Genomic DNA, 20,330 nt, shown 5'->3' with positions numbered 1-20,330 from the left:
CTTAGAGCCGGTCCACCGCCTTGAACGTCCCGTCCTTCTGGATCACGGTCAGGAACACCTTCGGCGGCGTGTCGAGCATGCGTGTGCCGACGGTGACGATGCTGCCGCTGATGTCGAAACGGCCGGTATCGTTGATGGCGCGCAGCAGGCTGGCGCGGGTCGGATTGGGGCCGGCCTTTTCCAGCGCCGCGGCCGCAAGCCGGCCGGACAGATAGCCTTCCAGCGACACGAAATCCGGTGTCAGCGTCGGGTCGAACGCCTTCTGGGCCGCCTGGTAGTCGGCGACGAGCTTGAGCGAGCGGTCCCAGGGAAACGGCACCACCTGCGAGACGATGACGCCGTCGCCCTCAGGGCCGAGTTCCGCGGCGAGCGCAACGGCGCCGACGAAGGAGATGTTGACGAAGGTTGGACGAGCGCCGCCGCGGCGGGCGAGCTTGATGAACTCCGCGCACGGACCATAGGTCCCGACCATGACGATGGCTTCTGGGTCGGCGCGCTTGATCATGCGCCAGGCCTGGCCGACCGCGCGGGTGTTGCGCTCGTAAGTGCCCTCGGCGGCGAGCTCGAGCCCGCGCTTGGCGAGCGCCCGCTTCACGCCGACAAGCCCGTCGCGGCCGAAGGAATCGTCCTGGTAGAAGATGCCGATGCGGGTGAACTTGCGATCCTCGGTGAGATGCTTGATCCAGGCTTCCGCCTCCGCGCCGTAGCTGGCGCGGATGTTGACGACGTTCGGAAGCTCGAGATCGCGCAGGAACTCGGCGCCGGTGAACGGGCCGATGAAGGGCACGTTCCTGGAGCTGGTGATCGGTATCGTCGCCATCGCGGTCGGCGTGCCGACCGCACCGATCAGCGCGAACACCTTGTCGTCGTTGATCAAATGCAGCGTCTGCGCCACCGAACGGTCGGGGTCGTAGCCGTCGTCGCGGCTGATGAGCTGGAGCTTGCGGCCGTGAATGCCGCCCTTGGCATTGACCTCGGTGAATGCGGCGACGATGCCTTGCCGCATGCGCTGTCCCAGCGCGGAGGACGGGCCTTCCAGCGCCGCGGCCTGGCCGAACAGGATTGCATCCTCTCTGATGCCGGCCTCGTTGCCCCTCGCAACCAGCGTGGTCGCGGCCAGAAGCGCGATGGTCAGAACGACGGATCTCGCTGATCGAATTCGATGCATCGGGAGGCTTGCCGGATCCTTGAAAGAAACCTTGCGCAACATAGCCTTGCGAGGCTGAATAGCTCGCTAAGCGCCACGGCGCAGAGAGGCCGTATTACACCGGGGAAAACCGGCAACTTATGTCGAGAAAGCCGGGATCGCTCGTGCACTTCGTTAACTAATTTCCGCATTGCGGTACGACTGGTTTCCGAAATTGTGCACTTCTTAACCGCCGTCTTGTTCCGATAGCGGCACCGGCACCTCAACCAGAGGTTCGGTTCGTCGCGGACAGGGGACGGCGGCTTCAAGATGGGCGGTCGCGATCAGAACGATCAGGATCGGAGACGTAGAGGCGGATGGTGGCGTGCCGCGCCGCTGCTCGGGCTCTATCGTCCTGCGCTCGTCGCGGTCGGCGTTGGCCTGCTGTTCTCGATCGTGGGCGCTGCCGCCGTCGCGCGGTGGGAAGATCGCGTCAACAGGATCGAGTTCGAGAACGCAGCCGAGACCCAGGCGATCGTCCTGCAGAACGGCATGAACGAGTACATATCGAGACTTCTCGCGCTGCGCACGTTGTTCGAATCGACCAACGAAGAAGTCACCCGCAGCGAATTCGAGACCTTCAGCGCCCGCCTGTTCGAGCGTCACCCCGGCATGCTGCGCATCTCCTGGTTGCCGCGGATCAACCGCAAGGAGCGCGCGGATTACGAGGCCGCGGCGATCCGGGGCGGTGTGTCGAGCTATCACATCAAGGCGCTGCAGGGCGAGAGCTTCGTCATCGCGCCGCAGAGTGACGAATATTTTCCGGTGTTCTACTCGACGCAGCCGAAGACCTCGTCGGTTTACGGCATGGACTACACGACCGTTCCGGAGCGACGGGCGGTGCTGGAGCGCGCGCGCGACAACGATCGCGTCGCAGCCATGCGCACGCGCCTGTTCGGGCCGAAGGACAGCGACCGGCCGTCCTATGTCCTCGTCGTCGTTCCCGTCTACGCCAAGGGAACCTCGCGCGAGGAGATCGCGGACCGGCGCCGCAATATCGCCGGCGTCGTGGTCGGCGTCTTCGACCTGCCGCTGCTGATCCAGTCTATCCGCGTGACCACCGGAGCCAGCCCCGCGGTCAGCATGACGGTCTTCCCGCCGTACACGGCGCAGATCGTCAGCCTCGAGCAGATGCTGCCGGATTATGCGTCGGCCGCCTCGGCGCTGCGGTCGATGCGGGACATCGCGCGGACCCTGCACTGGTCGGGCAGTCTCAAGATCGGCGACACCGATTGGCAGGTGCGGGCGGTTCCGACCGCCGGCGGTCCGCTGGCGACGACTTACGACCGCGCGGTTGCGGTCCTCGTCGTCGGCATGCTGCTGACGCTGTCGCTGTCGACCTATCTGATGCTCGCCAGCCGCAATTCGCGGCGGCTGTCGCTGGCGAACCGGCGCGTGCTCGAGCTTGCCCAGACCGACATCCTCACGGGATTGCCGAACCGCGCCTTTTTCCTCACCCGGCTCGACGAGATGAACGGCAAGTTGAGCGTGAGGGGCGAGCCCTTCGCGATCCTGATGCTCGACCTCGATCGCTTCAAGAACGTCAACGATTCCCTCGGCCACGCGGCCGGCGATGCGCTGCTGCGCCAGGTGGCGCAGCGGCTGAAATCCGCGCTGCGCGCCAACGACGTGCTGGCGCGGCTCGGCGGCGACGAATTTGCCATCATCCAGCAAGCCGGCGAGGACCAGCGCGCCTGCTCGACCGATCTGGCGGCGCGGATCGCCAAGCTCGTGAGCGAGCCGTTCCTGCTGCCCGGACACCGCGTCGAGATCGGCACCAGCATCGGCATCGCAATTGCACCGGATCATGGCAGCGATCAGGAGCAGCTCCTGAAGAAAGCGGATCTCGCGCTCTATCGCTCGAAATCGGCCGGCCGCAACTGCTTCACTGTTTATGATGAGGCGATGTCGGCCGAGCTGGAGGCCCGCAATACGCTGGAAGGAGATCTGCGCGACGCCATCGCGCGCTGCCAGCTGGAGGTGCACTATCAGCCGTTCGTCGACGCCCTCAGCGGCGAACGACGCGGCTTCGAGGCGCTGGTGCGCTGGCGGCATCCGACGCGCGGCCTGATCCCTCCGGACCAGTTCATTGCGCTTGCGGAGGAGACCGGGCTGATCGTGCCGCTCGGCGAATTCGTGCTGCGGCGCGCCTGCGCGGACGCAGCCGGCTGGCCTGCCGATCTCATGATCGCCGTCAATCTTTCGCCGATCCAGTTCAAGGAAGCCGAGCTGTTCGACATGATCTGCGCGGCGCTCGCCGATTCCGGCCTGCCGCCGCAGCGGCTCGAGATCGAGATCACGGAATCCGTGCTGCTGGAGCGCGGCAGCGAGAATCATGCCTTCATGGAGCGGCTGAAGCAGCTCGGGGTCGAGCTCGCGCTCGATGATTTCGGCACCGGCTATTCCTCGCTCAGCTACCTGACCGCGTTCCCGTTCGACAAGATCAAGATCGACAAGTCGTTCATTCGCAATCTGACGCAGCAGCCGCGCTCTTCCGCCATCATCTCCTCGATCGTGACGCTGGCGCGCGGACTGGACATGTCGGTCACGGCCGAAGGCGTCGAGACGCGCGAGGAGTTCGACCGGCTGAAGGCGCTCGGCGTCAATTTCGCGCAAGGCTATCTGTTCGGCCGGCCGCATCCGATCGAGCGGATCCTGTTCGACGCGCCGGTCAAATCATCACGGCTCGACGCCGCCTGAGCGCGCCGCTCAAGCAGTATTTAGGTCGTCATGCCCGGGCATAGCCGTCCGAAGGACGGCGTCGCTTCCGCTCGCCTATGTCCCGGGCATCCACGTTCTCCGTCCTGCGTCGCAAGACGTGGATGGCCGGGACAAGCCCGGCCATGACGTTGCGGGAGCGTCTGCGCCCCGCTCAAGAGGCATGCGCGAAAAGCGCTTGACCCGGACATCCCCGGATGGTCCGAAGAACCGTCTAGGGATGAAACAAGCACACAACATGCGGCTTCCGTTCTTCTACGGCTGGATCGTGGTCGCCGTGACCTTCGTCACCATGGCGATCGGCGTCAACGCGCGCACCGCCTTTTCGCTGTTCTTTCCACCCATCATCTCCGAGTTCGGCTGGGAGCGCGGCGTCACGGCGGGCGCCTTCTCCTTCGGCTTCGTTGTGTCGGGCGTGGTCAGCCCGCTGATCGGCCGCCTGATGGACCGCGCGGGTCCGCGGGCGGTGATGGAGCTCGGGGTCGTGCTGATGGGCGGCGGCCTTTTGCTCGCGCCGCTGACCAGCGCGCCGTGGCACCTCTATGTCACCATCGGTGTCATGGTCGGTGCCGGCAGCGTCTGTCTCGGCTATTCCGGCCAGTCGCTGTTCCTGCCGAACTGGTTCATCCGCAAGCGCGGCTTCGCCATCGGCATCGCTTTCGCCGGCGTCGGTATCGGCTCGGTGACGCTGCTGCCATGGGTGCAGCACATGATCGAGCAGACCGGCTGGCGCACCGCCTGCACCGCGATGGGCCTGCTCGTCCTGATCGCGCTGGCGCCGATCAACCTGCTGCTGCACAAGCGCCCGGAGGACATCGGGCTCCAGCCGGACGGCGATGCCGCCCCCGCCGCAGGCGCGGCAAGCCCGGTCTCCAACGTCGTCGATCACGTCTGGGTCAACACCGACTGGACGCTGCGGCGCGCCGTCGCGACCGCGCGGTTCTGGTGGATCGGGCTCGGCTATTTCTGCGGCCTGTACATCTGGTATGCGGTGCAGGTGCACCAGACCAAATTCCTGCTCGATGTCGGCTTCAGCCCCGGCGTTGCGGTGTGGGCGCTCGGAATGGTCAGCCTGCTCGGCATTCCCGGCCAGATCGTGCTGGGGCACGTCTCCGACCGCATCGGCAGGGAGTGGGTGTGGGCGATCAGTTGTGCGGGTTTCGTCATCTGCTTCGCCGCGCTGATCGCGCTGAAATATCAGGCTTCGCTCTGGCTGGTTTATCTGATGGTGTTCACGCAAGGCGCGCTCGGCTACGGTCTCACCTCGATCATGGGCGCGGTGGTGTTCGAGATCTTCCAGGGCAGGCACCAGGGCAGCATCTTCGGCACGATCATGCTCGCGGCGCTGGCGGGCGGTGCGGCCGGACCGTGGCTGACCGGTGTCCTCTATGATCGCGCCAGCGACTACACGCTCGCTTTCGCCCTCGCCATGGTCGTGAGCGGGGTGTCGGCGCTTGCGATCTGGCGGGCGGCGCCGGGCAAGGTGAGGGCCGTGGCCGGCCGGCTGCACAAGCTCAAAACGGCATCCGAATAGGTCCGGTACGCTTCAAGATACCTTCGGCGTTTTCGCGAAGCGTTAATCATGCCGCGTCTTGGCGCAGCGCGCCGGAATTGCAAAAACGTCTTGGACACCATCGGAGCGTTAACCTCTCGCCGATTGCCGCATTTCCCGATGCCGCTGGTCCAGACGATGCCCGCCTCCGATCACCTTGCGACTGAAATTCCTGACGTGCTGCGCGCCGCGCTCGAACGCGCCGACGATGGCATCGTCATCGTCGATGAGGCGCATCGCATCACCCACTTCAACCCCGCCGCGGAACGGATCTGGAAGCTCGCCGCCGCCGAGGTGCTCGGCCGCGATGCCGCCGTCCTCACCCTCAAATGCCTAAGCGCCGGTGCGACCGCGGATTTCCGCGAGGAGATCAGCCTCGTGCGGCACGACGGCAGCCGTATCAAGGCGCAGATCGCGATGTCGTCGGCGACGGTCGACGGCGCGACCCATCACATCGTGTTGGCGCGCGACGTCACCCTCGATGCCGAACGCCGCGCCAGGATCGCACTTCTCCACGCGGTCTCCGACCAGACCAACCGCGTGGTGATCATCACCGACGTCGAGCAGAACATCGTCTACGTCAATTCCGCGTTCACGGCGCTGTTCGGCTATACCAGCGAGGAGGCCGAAGGCCGCCGCGCCGGTGAGCTCATTGCCGGCCGCCACACCGATCGCAAGGCGATTGCGAAGCTCGTCAAGCGGCTGATGCATGGCGGTCAGCGCGACGAGGCCGAGGTGCTCGTCTACGACAAGGATGGTGAGGAGATCTGGGTCTCTGCCCGGATCGACGCCTTCCGCGACAAGAAAGGCCGGGTCAAGCACATCTTTGCGCTGCTCGAGGACATCACCGAATCCCGGCAGCTGCGCTCGCTGCAGCAACTGATCATGGCGGCGCTCGCCGACGAGGCGCCGATCACCGAGATTGCCGATCGGCTGTGCCGCCGCGTCGAGCAGATCGCGCCCGGCGTCGTCTGCTCGCTGCTGCACGTCGATGCCGCCGGCTTGCTCCATCCGCTGGGCGGCCCGAGCTTGCCCGAGGACTATTCCCGTTCGCTCGACGGCATCGCGATCGGTCCCGAGGTCGGCACGTGCGGAACCGGAGCCTTCTACGGCATTCCGGTTCTGGTCGCCGACATCGATGCCGATCCGCGCTGGCAGCCCTACAAGGCGCGGCCGCTCGAAGTGGGCTTGCGCGCCTGCTGGTCGACGCCGATCAAGGCCAAGGACGGTCGGGTCATCGGCACCTTCGGCTTCTATTATCGCGAGCCGCGGGCGCCGAGCCGATGGCACCGCCAGATCGTCGACGCCTGCGTCAACCTCGGCGCGTTCGCGATCGAGCGCAAGGAGGCGCGCGCCGAAATCGCGCGGCTCGCCTATCACGACATGCTCACCGGCCTGCCGAACCGCGCGCAGCTGCGCCACCTGATCACGACCGCGATCAATGCCTGTCCGACCGGAGGCCATGTCGCGCTCGCCTTCCTTGACGTCGATCATTTCAAGGACGTCAACGACACGCTCGGCCACGCCGCCGGCGACGAGCTCTTGATCCTGCTCGCGCAGCGCCTGCGCGAGCAGATCGGTCCCGACGACATGCTGGGACGGCTCGGCGGCGACGAGTTCGTCATCCTGCTGCCGCAACGCAATGCCGAGGCCGCTGAGCGCATCGCGGCCGGGATCGCCGAGGCCCTGTCCGCACCGTTGCGGCTCGGATCGAAGCTGATGCCGATGTCCGCCAGCATCGGAATCAGCCTCTATCCCGATCACGCCACCGACATCGACACATTGATGCAGCAGGCGGACGCCGCCATGTACATGGCCAAGCAGGCCGGACGCTCGACGCATCGCCTCTTCAGTGCCGAGATGAACGTGCTCGCGGAGCAGCGGCTGGCGCTGATCGCGGCGTTGCGCCGCGCCGTCGCGGAAGCTGTGCTGAGCCTCAGCTACCAGCCGCAGATCCGCAGCTGCGACGGCGCGATCCACGGCGTCGAGGCGCTCGCGCGCTGGCGCGATGCCGTGCTCGGCGACGTCTCGCCGGCAAAGTTCATCCCGCTCGCCGAGGAATGCGGGCTGATCGAGCAGATCGGCATGTGGTCCGTGCGCGAGGCCTGCCGTCAGATGGCGAGCTGGCGCCGCGCCGGGCTCAACATCCCCTGCGTCTCGGTCAATCTGTCGCCGATCAATTTCCGCAACGTCACGCTGGCCGCGCGGCTCAAGGACATCCTGGCCGAGCACGATCTGCCGCCGGATGCGCTGATGCTGGAGATCACCGAAGGCGCGTTCATGCAGGACGGAGCCGCGGCGCTGGAGACGATGAACGCGATCCGCGAGCTCGGCGTCGGCCTCTCGGTGGACGATTTCGGCACCGGCTATTCCAGCCTCAGCCGGCTAGCGCATCTGCCGATCCGCGAGCTCAAGATCGATCGCAGTTTCATGCGCGACATCGAGCAGGACGCGGGCGCGCTCGCGATCGCCACCGCCGTGGTCCGCGTCGGCCAGGGCCTCGGCATGAGCGTGGTCGCCGAGGGGGTTGAGACCGAGGGGCAGCGCAACACGCTGGCCGAGCTCGGCTGCGACATCGTCCAGGGCTTCCTTTACGCGCCGCCCCTGCCGCCGGTCGCCTTCGAGCGCTGGCTGATCGAGCATTGCGCCGAGCAGGCGAGGGCGATGCTGGGGCGGCTTGACCTTGTCGCGGACAAGGTTGCCGTGAAGCAGTCGGCGTAGCCGCCTTTGAGCGGTAGGAACGCATCAGCGACCGGCGGCAGAACGGGCTTCGCTAGAGCATCGAAAGCACGACAATGCCTTCCTCGAGCTCTCCTGAAGCCAGGCGCGCCCGCGCCATGCGCTCGAACTCCGTGCGATGCTTCTGTAGATAGCTGAAGGCCTGCTTCTGCGTGTTGAATGTCGTTGCAAGCCGGCACATCTGCCGATTTGCGCCGGACGCGAGAAAGAATGTGATGGTTCCGTGATCTGGCTTTATGCGAGGCACGATCTGCACTCTCCGGCATGGGATCGGCACTTCAGATTTCGCAGGCGGCGTTGAAGACGGCTATCGCGCCAACTTCCTTGTCCGCTTCTTGAGCTTGGGCGCCGGCAAAGTCGATCGAAGAGCTTCATCGGCCGCTTCCCTCGCCTGGCGCGCCTCTCGGAGCCGCGCCATGTTCTTGCGAACCTCGATGGCTTGCCTTTCCACGTCCGCCAATGCCCGCGCGCCCTCTTCGGCGGCCAGGCGCTTGCGATCGGAACGTGTAATGCTTTCGGGTGACGGCTCTGCCGGCTTCTTGCTGCTCATCGTTCACCCGGATCCGCAAAGACTAAACCCGCTCAATCCAGGGATTGAGCGGGCAAAGCGACCGTTTCAGTACATCCGTGAAACGGCGCAACGATCTCAAGCCAGCGAGAGGTTCTCGGCGCTGACTTTGCCTCGCATCTTGTCGGTCTTGATCTCGAAGTTGACCTGTTGGCCTTCGCCGAGACCGGCAAGCCCAGCCCTTTCAACGGCGCTGATGTGAACGAACACGTCGTTGCCACCGTCGTTTGGCTGGATGAAACCGAAGCCCTTTTGGCCGTTGAACCACTTGACCGTACCTGTCGTCATTTTCTTCTCCAAAGCGCGCGAGCGCATCCCGCGCGACAATCGCGCGGTTACCTTCAACTTCGTCGATGTCTTTGGAAAAGGAGCCCGCGGGCGCATTCAACAAGGCACAGCGGCTAATCGAACGACTTCAATATATACGAGTTTCATGCATTTGCAAGGAGCGAAGCCAGTTTGTTTGTTGCGAGGCCATTCTTCTGTTCCGATCGCGGCGCTTTGCTGTGTCGGTCGATCTGCGAGCAAGGCGTTATCGATTGACCGAACAGGTCTGCTGACGATCAGCCTATCGGCGCAGCTGCGCCGCCCGCGCCGCTAGGCTGAGGCCAATCCCGTCCTCCGCCGCAAATCCGTGATCGCGCGCAGAAAGCTGTCGGCGGGTGTCGTCTCGGGGTCGATCAGCCGGTGCAGGCGAAAGCCGTCTTCCAGCGCGAGCACGACGGAGGCGATCCAGGGCGGGTTCAGATTGACGTTGCGCCCGTTGCTCTTCGATGTCGCTTCGATGATGTCGGCAACCAGCCTGCGCCGCGCGCGCAGGCGTTTGGCAAGTTCCGGGCGGCGCTTTTCGGCCCGCGCCACGAACAGGATCATCTCCATGTGCAGCAGGGGCGAGCGGCCGAGCGGATCCTGGCGGCTGCGGTCCATCGTCTTCAACGCCGCGATGAAGTCGTCGAGATTGTCGTGCTGCGCCAGGATGTCCATGTTGCGCCGGATCGACTGCGCGACATGGTCCTCGAGCATGGCGATGATCAATTCGTCCTTGCTCTTGAAGTTCGAATAGAACGCGCCGCGGGTGAAGCCCGCCGCCGCCGCGATCGCCTCGATGCTGGCGCCGCCGATGCCGTCCGCCTCGAACACGCGCGCGGCCGCCTCGAACAGCGCCTCGCGTGTGTCGTCCCTGGTCGGCCTGGTTCTCACCCTTGACATCGGCGCAGCTTAGGGCAGAATGCAACTCGATACAACAATGTATCGAGTTGATAATTTACAGGGATGGTTACGCCGGGCGATGGGGCAGCCTTGCGTATGCGTGTCGTGCGGCAACCGATCCGAGGTCACCATGAACGAGCAAGTGCAACCCGCTGGCGGACCGCTGTTCAACCCGCTCTCGCCGGATTTCATCCGCGATCCCTATCCGCACTATGAACGGCTGCGCACGGTCGATCCGATCCACGTGACGCCTTTCGGCCAGTACGTCGCCAGCCGGCACGCCGAGGTCAGTCTCGTGCTGCGTGACAAGCGCTTCGGCAAGGATTTCGTCGAGCGCACCACGCGCCGCTACGGCCCGGAGATCATGAAGGAGCCGGTGTTTCGCAGCATGAGCTACTGGATGCTGCAAGCCGATCCGCCGGACCACACCCGCCTGCGCGGCCTGGTCGTGAAGGCCTTCACCGCCCGCCGGGTCGAGGACATGCGGCCGCGGATCCAGGAGATCGTCGACCAGGCGATCGATGCCGTGATCGAGCGCGGCCACATGGACCTGATCGAGGATTTCGCCTTCCGCCTGCCCGTCACCATCATCTGCGACATGCTCGGCATCCCCGAGGAGCATCGCGAAGTGTTCTACAAGAGCTCGCGCGACGGCGGACGGCTGCTCGACCCCGTGCCGCTCTCGCCGGAGGAGATCCGCCAGGGCAACGCCGCCAACTTGATGGCGCAGATGTATTTCCAGCAGCTGTTCGAGCTGCGCCGCAAGAATCCCGGCGACGACCTCATCACCCAGCTGGTGCAGGCCGAGGAGGACGGCAACAAGCTCACCAACGAGGAGCTGACCGCCAACATCATCCTGCTGTTCGGCGCAGGCCACGAGACCACGGTCAACCTGATCGGCAACGGCCTGCTCGCGCTCCACCGCAACCCGGATCAGCTTGCGCTCCTGAAAGCGAAACCGGAGCTGATGACGAACGCGATCGAGGAGTTCCTGCGCTATGATTCCTCGGTGCAGATGACCGGGCGCGTCACGCTGGAGGAGATCGAGGACCTCGGCGGCGTGACGATCCCCAAGGGCGAGACCGTGCTGTGCCTGCTCGGCTCGGCCAACCGCGATGGCGCGGTCTACCCCGACAGGCCCGACCGGCTGGACGTCACCCGGGCGAACGTCAAGCCGCTGTCGTTCGGCGGCGGCATCCATTTCTGCCTGGGGGCCCAATTGGCGCGGATCGAGGCCGAGATCGCCATCGCCACGCTGCTGCGGCGGCTGCCGGATTTGCGCATCGACGACATCGAGACCCCGGAATGGCGGCCGACCTTCGTGCTGCGCGGGCTAAAGCGGCTGCCGGCGAGCTGGTGAGGGGGCTTGCGCGTTAACCTCCGCGCGCAACAGTCGCTGTGACTTCGCCATACTTCCCCCTATATAAGGGGCTGTTCCGGCGCGCCTGAGGCTCTCAGCTTCGGCCCAGGCCGGTTTGGCCGAGGGGAGACCCGTGCAGACGACGCTGCTCGGATTGGCGATTGCCTTCATCATTGCGCTGCTGGCCGCGCTGATCGGGCCCTACTACATCGACTGGAACCAGTTCAGGCCCCAGTTCGAGGCGGAGGCCGGCAAGATCATCGGCGTGCCGGTGCGGGTGGCGGGCGAGCTCGATGCGCGGCTGTTGCCGGCGCCGACGCTGCGGCTGCGCGGCGTCACCTTCGGCGGCAACAACGATCTCGGCCGCCTGCGCGCCGACAAGCTCGATGTCGAGTTCAGCCTCGGCTCCCTGATGCGCGGCGAATGGCGCGCCACCGAGCTTTCGGTCGGCGGCATGGCGGTCGATCTTGGTCTGGACGCGCGCGGACGGGTCGATTTGCCCTCCACCGCGAGCGGCACCTTCAACCTGGCCTCCCTCGCCATCGAGCGGCTGAACCTCACCGGCCGCATCGCCTTGCACGATGCCGCCAGCCGCTCGACGCTGGAATTGAACGATATCGCCTTCTCCGGCGATGTGCGCTCGCTCGCAGGCTCGGTGCGGGGCGACGGCAGCTTCACCGCGCGCGGCGTGCGCTACCCGTTCCGCGTCTCCTCCGGCCCCAGCGCCGACGGCAGCGCCACCCGTCTCCACCTCAACATCGATCCCGGCGAGCGCGCCATCCTCGCCGATCTTGAGGGCGTGCTCGCCTTCGACAATCGCCAGCCGAAATTCGAGGGCGCGCTGACCCTCGCCGTGCCCGCGGCCAGGAAGGCGGGCGAGGCGGGACCGACGCCCTGGAAGCTGGCGACCAGGCTCAAGGCCGATCCGGCCGGCGCGAAATTCGAGCAGATCGACGCGAGCTTCGGCCCGGAGGACACCGCGCTGAAGCTCGGCGGCGTCGGCGATCTCAGGTTTGGCGCATCGCCCTTGCTGCGCGCGGTGCTGTCGGCGCGGCAGGTCGATGCCGACAGGCTGACTGCGAAGGACGATGCCGATCCGCAGCGCGTCCTGCCGGCGCTGCGCGCAGGGCTGGCGGCGATCCCGCAGGTGCCAATCCCTGCCCAGATCGAGTTCAATGCCGATCAGATCATGCTCGGCGGCCGTCCGCTTCAGAACATCGCGACCGAGCTTGCGACCGACGGCCGGTCCTGGATCTTCCGGCGGCTCGAGCTGCGCGCGCCCGGCATGACGCAGGTCTCGCTCAATGGCGCGGCTCCCGGCGCCGACAGTTTCAGCGGCCGGCTCAGCGTCGAATCCTCCGATCCCGACACGCTGGTGGCCTGGCTGCAGGGCCGCAGCGAGATCACCCGCCGCAGCACGCGGCCGCTGCGTCTCGCCGGCGACGTCACCATCGCCGCCAATCATCTGGCCATCGACAGGCTGAAGGCCGACATCGACGGCGGCGCCGTCGAAGGCCGCATCGTCTTCGTGCAGACAGGCGCAAGCAAGGGCTCGCGGATCGATGCGGACCTCAGGGCCGACCGGCTCGACCTCGATGCCGCCGCGAGCTTCGTGCGCGCGCTGGCGGGGCCGCAAGGCGAATGGCCGGAAGAGGCAAAGCTCTCGCTCGATATTGGCCGCGCGATCTCCGCCGGCCAGGAGCTGCGGCCGTTCGCAGCCAGGCTCGCCTACAGCCCGGCGTCGCTGTCGCTGGAGCAGCTGCGCTTCGGCCAGGGCGGCGGCGTGACCTCGGAGGCGAGCGGCAGCTTCGACCGCACCAAGACGACCGGCAAGCTCGCGCTGAAATCCTCGGCCAATTCGCTGCGCGAGCTCACCGCGCTGGTCGAGCCGTTCGCGCCCGCGCTGCGCGCGCGCCTCGATGCGCTCCCGTCCTTGCCCGGCGCGACCCGTCTCAAGCTCGATCTCAGCCTCGACAAGAACGCCGAGCATGCCGATCGCAGCAATGCCCGCTTCGTGCTCGACCTCGACGCACCGCAGCTCAAGACCACGGCGACCCTGGCCGCGCAGACGCCGGCGGCCGCCATCGGCGGTATCGACCTCGAACGCCTGCGCAACAGCGACTTCACGCTGGACGCGAAAGTGGCGGCGCCGCAGGCCGGCGCCTTGTTGGCACTGCTGGGGCTCGACCGCATCGTGGCCGCGGGCGAGGGCGCCTCGCAATTCGAAGGACGGTTGAGCGGAGCCTGGCGCCGTCCCTCGCAATTGAACGCAAAGCTCAGCGGCGGCGGGCTCGATGCCGACGCGCAAGGCAGCGTCGAATGGTCGGAGTCCAAACCGTCCGAACCCAAATCGTTCGAGCCCAAATCGTTCGAACCGAAGGCGAGCGTGAACCTGCGCGTGCGCAACGCCAATCTGGCGCCGCTGCTCGGGACCAGCCCGGCCGGCACGTCGGCGCAGAACGTCAGCCTGTCCTCCCGCGTCACGCTCTCCGGCAATCGCCTGACCTTCGGCGATCTCGACGGCAATGCCGCGGGCTCGCATCTGCGCGGCCATGTTTCGGTGACGCTCGATCAGGACAAGAGCATCGACGGCGAGGTCGGTCTCGACTCGCTCGATCTGGCGCCGGCGCTCGCAATCGCCGTCGGCGCAGCCGGTCGTGAGTCCGGCGAGCCGCTCAGCGCAGGATTGGTCAGCGGCTGGCGCGGCCGCATCGCCTTCCAGGCCTTGCGCGGAACGTTGCCCGGCGGCATCGAGCTGCGCCCCTTCGGCGGCACGATCCGGAGCGACGGCCAGTCGCTCGCATTCGATGCGCTCAAGGGCGGCGTCGGCGGCGGCGACATGTCCGCAAGCCTGGACGCGCGCAATGGCGCGGGTGGGCTTGCGCTGAACGCGCGCATCGAGCTCAGCAACGTCGATGCGGCGGCGCTGCGCTATCGCGACCTTGCCCTGCCCAAGGGGCGCGCCTCGGTGCAGATGGCGCTGACCAGCCAGGGCCGCAGCGTCGCGGCCTTGACCGGTGCGCTCGCCGGCAACGGCACGGTGACGCTCGAATCCGCCGAGATCGCCGGCCTCAATCCGCGTGCGTTCGAGATCGCCATCCGCGCCAGCGACGGCGGCCAGGTCAATGACGACAACCGGCTGCGGCAGCTCGTCGAGCCCGCGCTGTCGGCGGGGCGCATCGCGGTGCCCTCGGCGCAGATTCCGTTCACGATCCGCGACGGCCGCCTGCGCATCGGCGCAACGCCGCTGGAAGCGAAGAACGCCCGCGCTATCGTCTCCGGCGGCTACGACATTCCGGCGGACCAGGCCGACATCCGCGCCAGCCTGACGCCGATCATGACGGGGCTTTCCGGCGCCCCGCCCGAGATCCAGCTGTTTGCGGCAGGCCCGCCCGACAGGCTGAGCCGTACCATCGACCTCGCACCGCTGTCGTCATGGCTTGCGGTGCGCACGATCGATCGCGAGACGCGGCGGCTCGACGCCATCGAGCGCGGCGAGCCGCCGCCGGCCACCGCTGCGCTGCCGACGCTGGTGTCCCCGGAGATAGCGACCGAGCAGGCGCCACCCAACGTGCCGCTGCCGGGCCAGGACCCGCGCCGCGCGCCGGCAAAGCCCAGGGTGGCGCCGACCCCGAAAGCTCCGCAGGCCGCGCCCGCCGCGCCAAGCCCCTCACTGACAAGCCCTTCACTGACGAGCCCGCCGCTCGCGAGCCAGCAGCTCGCGCCGCTCCCTCCGGCCATCGACGTGAAGCCCGCCCCGGGCCCGCCGCCCGCCAAGCCCAGGCCGAAGCCGCCGCTGGTGCTGACGCCGCAGCATCCGTAGACGGCGCTATCTAAAGCGCTCCGTTGCCGATGCTCGTCATGCCCGGGCTTGTCCCGGGCATCCACGTTCTTTGTGCCATGCGGCAAGGCGTGATGGCCGGGACAAGCCCGGCCATGACGCGGAGAGGTTTCAGTGCCCAAAGCTTCTCGGCTCTTGCACAACAGTAAATCCATTCCCTCGCATTTGAACGAATTTTCGTCGGCAAAACTGATTTGCCGACTTTACTGAATTCTCGCGTTTCATCTCTAGCGTGGGTTCCCAGAGGAATTCGGCGTCGCGCCGCGAGCGGCGGGACGGCTCGCCAACGGGCTGCCAAGAACTGGGGTGATCGAGATGAACGGGGCGAAATCGCTTCTGCAGGATCTGGACGACGCGATCGCGCGCGGCACCGACGAAAGCCGGTCACGCGCATTATGGCATGCGACCGACATCCTGATCACCGGCCGCTACAGCGACGACGAGATCAGCATGTTCGGCGAGGTGATCGGCCGGCTCGCCGACGAGATCGAGGTGGCTGCGCGCGCGCAGCTCTCCGAAGTGATGTCGGCCTGCGATCACGCCCCGCTCAACGTCATCGAAAGGCTCGCCCTCGACGACGAGATCGCGGTGGCCGGTCCCGTGCTGCGCGATTCCAACCGCATCGACGAGAAGATGCTGGTCCAGAGCGCCATGACCAAGGGCCAGGCGCATCTGCTGGCGATCTCGCAGCGCCAGTCGATCGGCGAAGCCGTGACCGACGTGCTGGTCAAGCGCGGCAACCAGGAGGTCGTGACTTCGGTCGCCAGGAACGAGGGCGCGCGCTTCTCCGGCTCGGGTCTCTTGCACATGGTCCGCCGCGCCGAGGGCGATTCGATCCTTGCCGAGCAGCTCGGCCTGCGCAAGGACGTGCCGCGTCACATCTTCCAGCAGCTGATCGCGAAAGCCTCCGAAGACGTCCGCCGCCGCCTCGAGACCGAGCGGCCCGAGATGATGTCGCAGATCCAGAGCTCGGTCACCGAGGTCACCGGCGATCTCCAGTCCAAGTTCGGCCCGTCCTCGCGCAGCTATTTCGTCGCCAAGCGCGTGGTCACGACGCAGTATCGCCAGGGCAATCTCAACCAGGACTCGATCTCGAACTATGCCCGCCAGCATCGCTTCGACGAGGTGCAGATCGGCCTGTCGCTGCTGTCGGCGCTGCCGGTCGACGTGATCGAGCGCGCGCTGATGGACCGCAACCGCGAGATGATCCTGGTGCTGTGCAAGGCGCTCGACTTCTCCTGGGACACGACGATGTCGCTGTTGTTCCTCGGCGCCAAGGATCATCTGATCACGGCGCGCGAGCTCCAGGACAACGAGCGCGAGTACGGCCGGCTCAAGATCGAGACGTCGCGCAGCATTCTGAAGTTCTACCAGTCGCGCAAGACCGGCGCGGGTGCCGATGCGGGCCGTCAGCCCGAACTTCAAGTCCACTGACAGGTCCACTGAGGAGAGGGGAGTACCTGCAATGTTACCTCAATTCGGCACCGCCGTTCGCAAGAAGAATCTCGCCAATGCCGGCGCCACCGATCTCGGCGGCGCAGCTCCGGACAAGGCCTCGGTGGACGCCGCCTGGCTCGTGCTGGAAGCCGCCAACGACCTCGGCGACCACGCCGCGGTGGACGCCTGCCGCCGCGTCATCGACGCCGAGCTGAACGGCACGGCGGCCCGCAGCGCGGATGTCGATCTCGTGCTGGGATATTTTCGGTAAGGCTCCGGGGATCGCGCGCAGACTGGCGCGCAGCGTAATCCACGATTGCTCTCAGCAGGAGTTCGAGCGTTTGGAGCCTGCATCGCGCCGAAGACCTGACTTCGCCGCGGCCAGGGCTGCGGCGAGCTCGTCGATGTGATAGGGCTTGGGCAGGATCTCGATACCCGCGCTCTCCGCTTCATGGACCGAGGCTTCGGCATATCCGCTGGTCAGCAATATCGGTATGTCGCTTCGTCTCTTCCTGACCTCGCGCGCAAGCTCGACCCCGTTCATGCCGCCCGGCATCATGATGTCGGAGAAGATCAGATCGATGGGACGGCCGTCCGCCAGGGCACCGAGCGCTGCTGCGGCACTGGAAGCGCGTGTGACCTCGTAGCCGAGCTGACCGAGCATCTCGCTGACCAGCGCGGCAACCTCGTTATCGTCCTCCACCAGCAGGATCTGCCCCTGATTGCTCTTTTTCGGGCGCACCCTGGTGAGGTCGATGAGGTGTCGCTCGTCGGAGGGAGTCTCGAAGGATCGCGGCAGGTACAGCTCGATGCTCGTGCCTCGGCCGACCTTCGATTGAATTCGCACCGTGCCCCGCGACTGCGTCGCAAATCCATGGACCTGTGCGAGCCCTAGTCCAGACCCCTTGCCGACGTCTTTGGTCGTGAAGAACGGCTCGAACACCCGCGACATGATCTCCGGGGGCATGCCGACACCGGTGTCGACGACGGACAAGCGGACATAGTCGCCGGCGATCTCCCCATCGTTCAGGTCGGGTAGATTTTCGCCGCGCACGATGATCGTGCCGCCATTGGGCATGGCGTCGCGGGCGTTGACGGCCAGGTTGAGAATGACCAGCTCGAGCTCGCCGGGATCGACCTCCACCGGCCAAAGTTGCTCCGGAAAGTCGAATTCGACATGGACGTCGCCCCTGAGACTGCGATCGAGCAGTTCACGCATGCCGCCGATCTGCGCGGCGACGTCGACAGGCTCCGGCCGGAGTTTCTGCCGCCGTGAGAATGCCAGAAGCTGCTTGGTCAGGCTCGCTCCGCGCTGCGCCGCCTGGATCATCCCGTCCATCAGGCGGCGGCGCCGGGTCGGATCGGTCTGGCGTTCGAGCATGTCGAGGCCGCCGGAAATCACCATCAAGAGATTGTTGAAGTCATGCGCGACGCCGCCGGTGAGCTGGCCGATGGCCTCGATCTTCTGAGCCTGCCGAAGCGTTTCCTCCACGCGTGCTCGCTCTTCGATCTCGAGGCGAAGCTGCGTGTTGGCTTCCTCCAGCGCCTTCGTCCGCTCGATCACCAGCTTCTCGAGCTCCTGGGCCGTCTGCTCGCGCGCCTCGAGCAGAGCCCGGATCTCGTATTGACGCCGCCGAGCCCGCAGTGCGGATTGGATGGTGCTGGTCAGCGTGATCGGTTGAACCGGCCGTTCGAGCAGCGAAACGTTGCGCAGAAGCTCGACGATACTGCGTCGCCAGGCGATGACCGAGGGCTGCTCCCGGTGGCTGGTGAGAACGACGAAAGGCAGATCGGACCACGGCGGCTGACCGGCGATCCATTGTGCCAGCGCCGCGGTGTCCTTGCCGAACAATCCTTCCTCGGCAAGAAATACGGTGCCAACGCCTGCCGCCATTTCGGTGACGAGTTCGGCCAAGTCCCGGCAACTGATCGCCTCGAGGTTCGCGTTGCGCAAAAGTTCGGCCGATGCCGGCCCGTCGCGGCCCACCGGGGCGAAGACGAGAACGCGGTGATCGCGCTGCGCGCTCATTCGAGCGGCCCTTCCGGGAGGGCCGTGCCGGTATAGCGCGGATTGCCGGAAAAGATGCCGCTGAATTCAACGAGTGGCGGGCCGAGCTTGATCCCGGTGCCGCCGAGCCGGAATTCGCGGATGCCGTGCTCGTGGCCGCCGCTGCGCTTCTTGACGACCGACAAGGCGCGGCGAACCGTTCCGGCGAACTCGAAATAGCGCAGCATCACGACCGCATCGCTCAGATAGCTGAGGTCGAGCGGCGTATCCATGGGACCGACAAGCCCGTGCTGGGCGAGGATGAGGATGGTGAGCACGCCCTGCTGGGCCAGATAGCTGAGCAGTTCATGCATCTGCAGAACGAGAAAGCGCTCGTCCGGCATCGCGTTCAGATAGCCGTTCAAGCTGTCGATGACGATGATGCGGGCATTGTCGACCTCGACGCTACGGCGAAGCGTTGCCGCGAACTCACCCGGCGACAATTCGGCGGGATCGATCTGCTGAAACCGGATCTTTCCGGAGGCGAGGTGCTCGTCCAGCGGCAGCCCAAGCGTCCTGGCGCGTGCCTCAACCGTTCCGCGTCCTTCATCGAATGCGAAGAACACGGCGTGCTCGCCGCGTTGCGCCGCCGCGATGGCGTAGGTCAGCGCAAGTGACGATTTGCCGACGCCGGCCGAGCCGAGGAAAAGCGCGTTGGTGCCGCGCTCGAGCCCGCCTCCGAGGAGCTGGTCGAGCTCGGGGTTGCCGCTGGACACCATGTCGCCATCGAATGATCTGTGATGCTCGGCCGCGACGAGCCGCGGAAAGATGCGCAGGCCGCCTTGCGCGATCGTAAAATCGTGGAAGCCGCCGCGAAAACGGATGCCGCGCATCTTGATCACGCGAAGCCGCCGCCGCTCGGCACCGTAGTCGATGGCCAGCTGCTCGAGCATCACCACGCCGTGCGCGATCGAATGCAGTTGCAGATCATCCTGGGAGGACGACAGATCGTCGAGCAGAACCACGGTGCAGTTGCGATTGGTGAAGAAGTGCTTGAGGGCCAGAACCTGTCGCCTGTAGCGGAGCGGGTTCTGCGCCAGCAGGCGCAATTCGGACAGGCTGTCGAGCACCACGCGGGTAGGGTTGATCCGTTCGACCTCCTTGAAGATCAGACCTGTGGTCTCGCTCAGCTCCATCTCGGCGGGATGAAAAACCGTCAGCTCCCGCTCGGGATCAAGCGTCGTTTCCGGCGGAACGAGCTCGAAGATATCGACGCCGTCCAGCGACCAGCCATGCCGCTGTGCCACCACTGTGAGCTCGCTCTTGGTCTCGGAGAGCGAAACGTAGAGAACGCGTTCGCCGTCGCGCACGCCCCGAAGAAGGAATTGGAGCGCAATCGTGGTCTTGCCTGTGCCGGGGCGTCCCTCGTAGAGATACATTCGGTTGGGGTCCAAGCCACCGCCGAGGATGTCGTCCAGACCGTCGCTGCCGGTCGAAATTCTCGGCAAATCCTTGAGGTCGCTGCCTGGAGCAGGCGCGGATTGACCGGTCATGACCCCCCCCCTTACGCGTATCTTCCCAAAGCTCTCCATGCGCTCCAAGCGCATGCCGGGAGCCGGATTTGACTGAAAAGGTCCGTCTAAGGAACTCCTAGGCCGGGCATGAGTTCCCGCCCGACTGGCGGTCCGGCGACCGGTTCGTTGCCGCTCAGACTGTGCCGACCCGTGGATGGT

The 20,330-nt window shown here is 66.1% G+C and carries 14 protein-coding genes; 7 read left to right on the top strand and 7 right to left on the bottom strand.

Annotated elements, in window-relative coordinates; all coding sequences use genetic code 11:
• Position 1 precedes the first annotated feature (1 nt).
• Positions 2–1,168 carry an ABC transporter substrate-binding protein gene (locus I6F24_RS33885; protein ID WP_225150296.1) on the bottom strand — a complete coding sequence of 389 codons (1,167 nt, stop codon included), beginning with the start codon at positions 1,166–1,168 and terminating at the stop codon, positions 2–4.
• A 288-nt stretch (positions 1,169–1,456) separates the two neighbouring features.
• Between I6F24_RS33885 and I6F24_RS33880 the strand changes: the two genes are divergently transcribed.
• From I6F24_RS33880 to I6F24_RS33870, 3 genes are all read left to right on the top strand, one after another.
• A complete protein-coding gene (locus I6F24_RS33880; protein ID WP_225150298.1) occupies positions 1,457–3,886 on the top strand; it encodes an EAL domain-containing protein in 2,430 nt (809 codons plus the stop codon).
• A 256-nt stretch (positions 3,887–4,142) separates the two neighbouring features.
• Positions 4,143–5,438: an MFS transporter gene (locus I6F24_RS33875; protein WP_225150690.1), complete on the top strand. Its 1,296-nt coding sequence runs from the start codon at positions 4,143–4,145 to the stop codon at positions 5,436–5,438.
• A 138-nt stretch (positions 5,439–5,576) separates the two neighbouring features.
• A complete protein-coding gene (locus tag I6F24_RS33870) occupies positions 5,577–8,177 on the top strand; it encodes an EAL domain-containing protein (RefSeq protein WP_225150300.1) in 2,601 nt (866 codons plus the stop codon).
• Between the two features lie 52 nt (positions 8,178–8,229).
• Here the strand turns inward: I6F24_RS33870 and I6F24_RS33865 are convergent, their stop codons facing one another.
• The 4 genes from I6F24_RS33865 to I6F24_RS33850 form a co-directional block, all read right to left on the bottom strand.
• The gene (locus I6F24_RS33865) at positions 8,230–8,451 is read right to left on the bottom strand and encodes a hypothetical protein (protein WP_036006506.1); all 222 of its coding nucleotides are present in this window, start codon (positions 8,449–8,451) and stop codon (positions 8,230–8,232) included.
• A 51-nt stretch (positions 8,452–8,502) separates the two neighbouring features.
• Positions 8,503–8,745, bottom strand: a complete 243-nt coding sequence (locus I6F24_RS33860) for a transcriptional regulator (protein ID WP_109144944.1) — start codon at positions 8,743–8,745, stop codon at positions 8,503–8,505.
• A 96-nt stretch (positions 8,746–8,841) separates the two neighbouring features.
• Positions 8,842–9,051 (bottom strand): cold-shock protein, encoded by a 210-nt coding sequence (locus tag I6F24_RS33855; RefSeq protein ID WP_109145937.1) that lies wholly within the window; start codon positions 9,049–9,051, stop codon positions 8,842–8,844.
• Between the two features lie 309 nt (positions 9,052–9,360).
• The gene (locus I6F24_RS33850) at positions 9,361–9,972 is read right to left on the bottom strand and encodes a TetR/AcrR family transcriptional regulator (RefSeq protein ID WP_109144943.1); all 612 of its coding nucleotides are present in this window, start codon (positions 9,970–9,972) and stop codon (positions 9,361–9,363) included.
• Between the two features lie 130 nt (positions 9,973–10,102).
• Here I6F24_RS33850 and I6F24_RS33845 point away from each other — a divergent pair, with 130 nt between their 5' ends.
• From I6F24_RS33845 to I6F24_RS33830, 4 genes are all read left to right on the top strand, one after another.
• Positions 10,103–11,332 carry a cytochrome P450 gene (locus I6F24_RS33845; RefSeq protein WP_109144942.1) on the top strand — a complete coding sequence of 410 codons (1,230 nt, stop codon included), beginning with the start codon at positions 10,103–10,105 and terminating at the stop codon, positions 11,330–11,332.
• 133 nt (positions 11,333–11,465) lie between these two features.
• A complete protein-coding gene (locus I6F24_RS33840) occupies positions 11,466–15,155 on the top strand; it encodes an AsmA-like C-terminal region-containing protein (protein ID WP_225150302.1) in 3,690 nt (1,229 codons plus the stop codon).
• A gap of 333 nt (positions 15,156–15,488) precedes the next feature.
• On the top strand, positions 15,489–16,607 hold the full coding sequence (locus tag I6F24_RS33835) for a DUF2336 domain-containing protein (protein ID WP_036006551.1): 1,119 nt from the start codon (positions 15,489–15,491) through the stop codon (positions 16,605–16,607).
• Positions 16,608–16,638: 31 nt separating this feature from the next.
• Positions 16,639–16,881 (top strand): hypothetical protein, encoded by a 243-nt coding sequence (locus tag I6F24_RS33830; protein WP_036024966.1) that lies wholly within the window; start codon positions 16,639–16,641, stop codon positions 16,879–16,881.
• Positions 16,882–16,932: 51 nt separating this feature from the next.
• On the opposite strand, the gene I6F24_RS33825 is transcribed toward I6F24_RS33830, so the two are convergent.
• Both I6F24_RS33825 and I6F24_RS33820 read right to left on the bottom strand, forming a co-directional pair.
• A complete protein-coding gene (locus I6F24_RS33825; RefSeq protein ID WP_036024968.1) occupies positions 16,933–18,639 on the bottom strand; it encodes an ATP-binding protein in 1,707 nt (568 codons plus the stop codon).
• The gene (locus I6F24_RS33820; protein ID WP_036024970.1) at positions 18,636–20,150 is read right to left on the bottom strand and encodes an ATPase domain-containing protein; all 1,515 of its coding nucleotides are present in this window, start codon (positions 20,148–20,150) and stop codon (positions 18,636–18,638) included. The genes I6F24_RS33825 and I6F24_RS33820 overlap by 4 nt, the downstream gene beginning before the upstream one ends.
• Positions 20,151–20,330: the final 180 nt, after the last annotated feature.

This window comes from Bradyrhizobium sp. BRP23 (assembly GCF_020194135.1).
Taxonomy (GTDB): domain Bacteria; phylum Pseudomonadota; class Alphaproteobacteria; order Rhizobiales; family Xanthobacteraceae; genus Bradyrhizobium; species Bradyrhizobium yuanmingense.
This window is presented reverse-complemented; position numbering and strand designations above follow the sequence as displayed.